The 6,030-nt window shown below is 59.5% G+C and carries 6 protein-coding genes; 2 read left to right on the top strand and 4 right to left on the bottom strand.

The genetic code is table 11. The annotated features are described in order from the left end of the window. Positions 1-613 precede the first annotated feature (613 nt). Positions 614-1,570, top strand: a complete 957-nt coding sequence (locus tag G485_RS0114190) for an MFS transporter (RefSeq protein WP_027093100.1) — start codon at positions 614-616, stop codon at positions 1,568-1,570. Positions 1,571-1,665: 95 nt separating this feature from the next. Further along, on the top strand, positions 1,666-2,046 hold the full coding sequence (locus G485_RS0114185) for a hypothetical protein (RefSeq protein WP_027093099.1): 381 nt from the start codon (positions 1,666-1,668) through the stop codon (positions 2,044-2,046). Positions 2,047-2,281: 235 nt separating this feature from the next. Here the strand turns inward: G485_RS0114185 and G485_RS29145 are convergent, their stop codons facing one another. The 4 genes from G485_RS29145 to G485_RS0114165 all read right to left on the bottom strand — a co-directional run bounded on the left by G485_RS29145 (position 2,282) and on the right by G485_RS0114165 (position 5,878). Beyond that, complete coding sequence (locus G485_RS29145; RefSeq protein WP_027093098.1) at positions 2,282-2,662, bottom strand: VOC family protein; 381 nt, start codon at positions 2,660-2,662, stop codon at positions 2,282-2,284. A 367-nt stretch (positions 2,663-3,029) separates the two neighbouring features. Then, positions 3,030-4,079 carry an S-adenosylmethionine:tRNA ribosyltransferase-isomerase gene (locus G485_RS0114175; RefSeq protein WP_240489153.1) on the bottom strand — a complete coding sequence of 350 codons (1,050 nt, stop codon included), beginning with the start codon at positions 4,077-4,079 and terminating at the stop codon, positions 3,030-3,032. Next, a complete protein-coding gene (locus G485_RS0114170) occupies positions 4,064-4,804 on the bottom strand; it encodes an SDR family NAD(P)-dependent oxidoreductase (RefSeq protein ID WP_027093096.1) in 741 nt (246 codons plus the stop codon). The genes G485_RS0114175 and G485_RS0114170 overlap by 16 nt, the downstream gene beginning before the upstream one ends. Positions 4,805-5,020: 216 nt before the next feature. Then, on the bottom strand, positions 5,021-5,878 hold the full coding sequence (locus G485_RS0114165; protein ID WP_027093095.1) for an AraC family transcriptional regulator: 858 nt from the start codon (positions 5,876-5,878) through the stop codon (positions 5,021-5,023). Between the last annotated feature and the right edge of the window lie 152 nt (positions 5,879-6,030).

Raw genomic sequence — 6,030 nt, 5'->3', positions numbered from 1 at the left:
GCTAGAGTCAGCCGACACGCTCGTCAAACGATTTTCAATTTTGGGCGATACAGTCCCTGGTTTCAGACCGTACGACGAGTGTACCAAGCGTTTGCCTGAATCCATTTTTCGCCATCCAGACCAACCCAAACTGCTCTTCCCTGTTCCGGCCTTACCGTAAACAGCAAGGCTTATTGAGCATGCCTTGCTTGATGGATTCTGTCATTTGTAGATTTGTTTTCATCACGAATCTTTAGCTGATGGGGGGATTTCCGATTACTTTTTTCCATATACTGCCCTCTCTGGCGGAGTGGACTTAAGTTTGTCACGGATTCAGGTCTATTTTACACGATTTTCGTCCGTTCGGAGCCTTAATTTATCTCGTTCGTTACCCAACGATTCCGATATGCACGCGCACTCCGTCCGTTACGGCGTGTGGCCGCCGAATCGGACGAAAAATCGACATGGAAGTCTTCGCGCAGCCGCGCGGATTCCCCCATGGCGATTTTTTTCTTCGTGGTTTTTTTGATACTTCGGGCTCAGAGCTGCCTTCATTGGACTCGCGTTTTTTCCGGACATCAATGTAACTGAATTGGTTCTATTGGATAAACGATTTGGAGAGGAGCAAGATCATATGGACAAACGCATCATGTTGCTGTCGCTGGCCTCGTTCGCGATCGGCACGGAGGGATTTATGATCGCCGGCATCCTTCCTGCGCTGGCCCGGGATTTTAACGTCTCGCTGTCCGCAGCCGGGCAATTGGTCGCGATTTTCTCTCTCGTGTACGCGATCGGTTCTCCCGTCCTGGCCACCTTGACGGGACGTTGGGACAGGAAGCGCGTGCTCATCGCCGCGATACTCGTCTTCGCCGCAGCGGCTCTGCTCATCCGCCGGCTGTTCCCGGCCATCCCGTCGCCGGGGTCCGCGACGCTGCGGGAGCGTCTGTCCTGCTTACGGAACCCCGTCCTCCTGTCGGCCCTGCTGACGACATTGGCGTGGGGAATCGGCATCTTCGCTCTGTATACCTATGTCGCCGACATCTTCGCCGGTTTCGGTGCGACGTCCCGTATGCTGAGCCTCGTTCTGTTCTTCGACGGGATCGCCTGCTTGATCGGCGTCAACCTGGGAGGATACTCCGCCGACCGGTTCGGTTCTTCCCGCACGATCGCCCTCTCCCTCTCCCTGCTGACCGTATCCATGGCCTTGCTGTCCATTCTTGGCGGTGTCACCGGCCTCTCCGGCGCGTTCGCGGTTGCGCTCGGAACGTTGGCTCTGGCTCTATGGGGCGCGAGCGGGTACGCGTTCAACCCGGCGCAGCAGCACCGGCTGATCGGGCTGTCCGGGCCGGCATCGGGCATCGTCCTCTCTCTCCATGCGTCCGCCACTCATCTGGGCAGCGCCTTGGGAGCGTTGACGGGCGGATGGGTCGTCCAATACGGCTCCGCGAGCGGACTCGGTTATTTCGGAGGAGGGTGGACGCTTCTGGCTCTGGGCGTTTTCGGCATTAGCCTTCGCCTCTCGGCGGCGCGCAAGGTGCCGGCAGCGGGGAGTTCGTGCGAAGCCGGGACGGTCGCCGGAGGGAAAAGTTGAAGCGGGGAGGCGGGCGCATACGGTCCAGGCTCTCGGCCCATACTACGGGATATCATTGCCGGAAGCGCCAAATCCCGGAACTGGAGGGACCTCCGATGTCGGAACGAACGGTTTTCGCTTACTTCAACACGCCCGATCAAGCCAAGCAAGCGCTGGAGAAGCTCAAGTCGCTGCGGCTCGCCGATTATTCGATCGACCGGTTCGACGGCTACAGCGGAACCGGCATGGAAAATCTCGATCAGCTCGGCAATACGATCACCGGGAACTTTCGGGGTCTCGGCTATTTGACGCTCGGCGGGGACTTCGACAATCCCGACACGAGCCCCTTGGCCGCCGCCAGCGTAAGCGCGAGCGGCATGAGCTCGGGAGGGCCGGACAATCGGGTGACCGGCCGGGACATTATGCTGGTCGCGATTGTGGATGCGGAAGACTACGAGCAGGCCGTGCAGATCGTGCAGGAGGCGGGAGCTTTGTAGAATCGGGCGGGAAGGGGCGGCTAGCCCCCTTCCTCTGCACTGTCGTGCATGCGGATCCGCATCCGGCAATAACGATCGGATTGCGCGCATCTCGGCGCCCGAATCGCGAGGCCCGTCCGCCCGGCCGGCTCGCCCGCTCGCCAAACTTCATTGGCCGCCTTCGCTCCCCGTTGTCGCGCAAAAAAATAAAACCTGACGCAGCGTCAGGTTCAAGAAGGTGTCTATGCAAATAGTGCTAGTTCAACCGATGTACAATCTCATACGCGTTCCCGCACGGATCTTCAAAAAACACCGCATAGTACGTCGGGCTGATCGGGAACAATTGGGGCCCGCTCCGGATCGTGCCGCCCGCCTCCCGAACCACCTCCGCGAGGCGGTCGACCTCGGCGCGGTCTTCCGCCCAGAAGCCGACCAGATTGCCGTTCGGCCGGTGCCCGGGGTCCTCCGTAATCGCGAAATACGAAGCGCTTGGCAGCTCGTCTTCGGAGGCGAACACCCGCCAGTTCGCGCTATGGAAAGTGCGGGTAAAGCCTAAAGCGGGAAGCAACTTCTCGTAAAACGGCAACACGCGGGCCAAATCCGGAACCCGCAAATCGATATGGCTGAATTTGTTCATCCCAAGCTTCAACCTTCCGGGAGACCATAGCGCTTAAGCTCCGGCATGGCGGTCTCCCACGTCATTCCCCTTCGAATTTTACCATAAATAGGTCATGACAGCGAACATAGAGCTAGGAGGGCAAAACCGCTTATCCAAGCGCCATGGCGGGAACGCCGGCCGGTCTGTCCGCCATCGCAGCCTTCACGGAAGTGCCGAGCTTCGCCCTCAACTTGATGCTGGTCATAGGGCCCGGTCACGGCATCGCCATTTTGCTGTTGCCAGGCTCCCCCATCCTCGTGCTGTGCGGGCTTCCCGATCACCGCATCCTTCGCCGGAGCACGGACAGCGTCTTATTTTCCCGCCTATTGAAGCATCGGATCGCCTCTTACACGATCAAGTTCATATCTCCGAATTCATGCCAAAGGTAGCCCCGTTGAATAGCCTCCTTATAGGCGGCATAGAGCAGGTCCGGTTCGATCAAAGCAGCCAGCAAATCCAGGTGGCTGGCTTCCGGCTCATGAAATCCGGTAATCAGTCCGTCCACGATCCGAAGCGGCACGGAGCGGTCGATCATCAGGTTCGTCCAGCCGGATTGAGCGGCCGGGGCGCCCTTCTCGTCCACGGCGGTCTCCAAAGCGCGCACGACCGTCGTGCCTACGGCAACGACTCGGCCCCCGGCATCTTTCGTTTGCCGAATCGCCTCTGCCGTCTCGGCCGGTACCTCGTACTGTTCCGGATGGTCGCACGGCGACAGGCGCGGCGAATCGTCCAACAAGTAGCTCAGGCCGGTATGAAGCTGGATGAAGGCGATTCCGACTCCCTTGCGCCGCAGCTTGAAAATCAGCTCCCAGCTGAACGCCCGCCCGGCAGACGGCATCTCCACCGAACCCGGAACGGACGCATACACAGTCTGGTAATAATCGAGCTCCCACGGGTAAGCAATGTATTCGTAGCGAACCGGTTCGCCGTGCTCGTAAATCCGATCGAGGAGCTGCGATCCTTGAAGCGAGAAGCGAATGCGGATGAAAGGGGCCGGAGCCGCCTCCGTCACAACGGCTTGCAATCCGCGAGCGAACTCGAATTCATCGCCCGGCCGCACGCCCCCCGCCACCGCCAACGCTTCCCACGTCCGCTCGTCGACTCGCCGGGCCAGCCGGATCTCCGCCCGGCCGTTCAGAACGGTCCCTTTTCTCGTCCATACGCCGTACAGAACGGCCGGAATCGTCCGACTGGCATTGAGCACAAGCAGGTCGCCTTCCCGCAAGTAACGATCCAGTTGATAGAACCGCGTATGCGTCGTTGCCCCCGTTCTCCGGTCCACGACCATCATCTTCACATGGTCCCGCCTAATGCCGCGGCGTTCCGGGGGCATCGTCGCGTTCAACTCGTCCGGCAGGTCAAAAACGCCCATCGCTCCGTTCATGGCTCCACCCATCTTTCCGGATTGAACTCCTGGGCCGCGAACCGCTTGCCGTTAACCCCGATCGACTCGTCGGACGCGAGATAGAGGAATACGCCCGTCACCTCTTGCGGCTTCGCCAGCTCGTAATCGCAATCCGGAACGGCCAGCGCATGCATCTCCGTGTCCATCTCCCCCGGGTCGACCATGTTGACGCGAACCCCGGTCTCCTGCACCTCGTCGGCCCACGTCTCGGTCAGCCCTTCCAATGCGAATTTCGAGATGCCGTACGCGCCCCATCCCGCATAGCCTGCGTTGCCCGCTTCCGAGGTGACGTTGACGATCGAGCCGGAGCCGCGCAGCAGCATATTCGGGATGACGCGCCGCGTGACGAGAAAAGGTCCCACGGCGTTGACCCGAAGCACGTGGGCGAAGTCCTCCTCCGGATAGTCGAGCAGCAGCGGCATCGGACTCGGCCCCAAGATGGAGGCGTTGTTGATCAGCACGTCGATGCGGCCGTAGGCGTCTTCCGCGGCGGCCACGAATCGCTCGACATCGCGCGATACGGACATATCTCCCGCAACTGCCAGCACCTCGGCGCCCAGCGCCTCCAGTTCGCGCTTCACGCGCTCAAGCGCCTCCGCTCCGCGCGCCGACAACGCCAGCTTCGCGCCTTCTTGCGCGAAAGCGACGCTGAGCGCCCGCCCGAGCCCTTTCGATGCCCCAGTGATCATGACTGCTTTGCCGCTTAATCCCTTCATCGCTCATCGCTCCTTTTGAAGTGCTCGTCACTTTTCATACTTTATAAACATTTATGTTTTTTATGTATGTTTATCATACGATGAAGCGGGTACTTTGTAAACTTTTTCCTTTCAAAAAATTCAGAAAATAAAAAGACCCGCCAAGGAGGCGCTTGCTCCCTGATGGGTCTTGATCGGAGGGATTCCCCCCCATCCAACGCGGATGCCCGCGGTGCGCTATTCACACCTGGGGACTACGGCTACCCATAATTCGTTCCGGTTCTCTTCGGGCGGCAGATAACATTCGATGGCAGGCAAGTAGGCGAGATCGTAAGCCGATGCCGGCAGCCACTCCGTATACAGCCTTCTCCATATTTCCGCGATTCCTTCCGGCCCTCCGTACGCTTCGAACACGGCCCACGCGGCTGCGGGAAAATCCCTTTTGACCATGCCGGCCGGAGGCTCTTCATCCGATTCGATAGAGAGAATGTAGCGGAATTCCTCGTTCTTCCCATGCTCGCCGTCCGCGCAGACGCCCAATATTCCTTCGAGCTGCCTATCGTCCGCACGGATTTGCCACAGCCTCTCGAACAACCCCTCCCGTGCAGCTTCGGCCCATAAACCGGGCACGATGTGGAACGCTTGGTCGGTGTCGACGCGTTCCTGGACGCCTACGATCGAAAAACCGCGCTTCTCCTCGATCCTGTAATTCACTTCTTCAGCCCCTTTAACCGAGAATTGAAAGGATAGAGGCGGGTAGGCCTTGAGCTTGATTCCGGCGCTCCGCGCGGCTGTCGGCGTCGTGCCGTGCAGTTGCTGGAACGCCCTCGTGAACGCTTCCGGCGAATCGTACCCGTACTTGAGCGCCAGATCGACGACCTTCGTCCGGCCGTTCTGCAGCTCGAAAGCCGCCAACGTAAGCCTTCGCCGCCTTATATATTCCGATAAGGACACACCCGCAATGAAAGAGAACAGACGCCGAAAATGGCAGACCGAACAGCAAGCCGCTTTCGCCGCTTCCGCGTAGTCGATCGTTTCCGTCAGATGCTCTTCGATATAGCGAATCGCCCGATTCATTCTTGCAACCCAATCCATCCTGCCCGCCTCCTCCATGAATATACAGCGCAATTGGCCACAGCGCCTTGCAGTTGCCGTACAAGAAGTGCAAGGGACGCATCCAATCTACCACGAATGGGGGCCAACGCGCGATAGCTTCGGAGGATCGGAAGGGTTCCAGACGCGTCGAG

The organism is Cohnella thermotolerans DSM 17683 (genome assembly GCF_000429825.1).
GTDB classification, from domain to species: domain Bacteria; phylum Bacillota; class Bacilli; order Paenibacillales; family Paenibacillaceae; genus Cohnella; species Cohnella thermotolerans.
This window is presented reverse-complemented; position numbering and strand designations above follow the sequence as displayed.

Excerpts from the sequence above, each read along its gene's own strand:
- G485_RS0114190 (WP_027093100.1), top strand. The coding sequence starts at position 614 with ATGGACAAACGCATCATGTTGCTGTCGCTGGCCTCGTTCGCGATCGGC.
- G485_RS0114185 (WP_027093099.1), top strand. The coding sequence starts at position 1,666 with ATGTCGGAACGAACGGTTTTCGCTTACTTCAACACGCCCGATCAAGCC.
- G485_RS29145 (WP_027093098.1), bottom strand. The coding sequence starts at position 2,662 with ATGAACAAATTCAGCCATATCGATTTGCGGGTTCCGGATTTGGCCCGC.
- G485_RS0114175 (WP_240489153.1), bottom strand. The coding sequence starts at position 4,079 with ATGGGTGGAGCCATGAACGGAGCGATGGGCGTTTTTGACCTGCCGGAC.
- G485_RS0114170 (WP_027093096.1), bottom strand. The coding sequence starts at position 4,804 with ATGAAGGGATTAAGCGGCAAAGCAGTCATGATCACTGGGGCATCGAAA.
- G485_RS0114165 (WP_027093095.1), bottom strand. The coding sequence starts at position 5,878 with ATGGATTGGGTTGCAAGAATGAATCGGGCGATTCGCTATATCGAAGAG.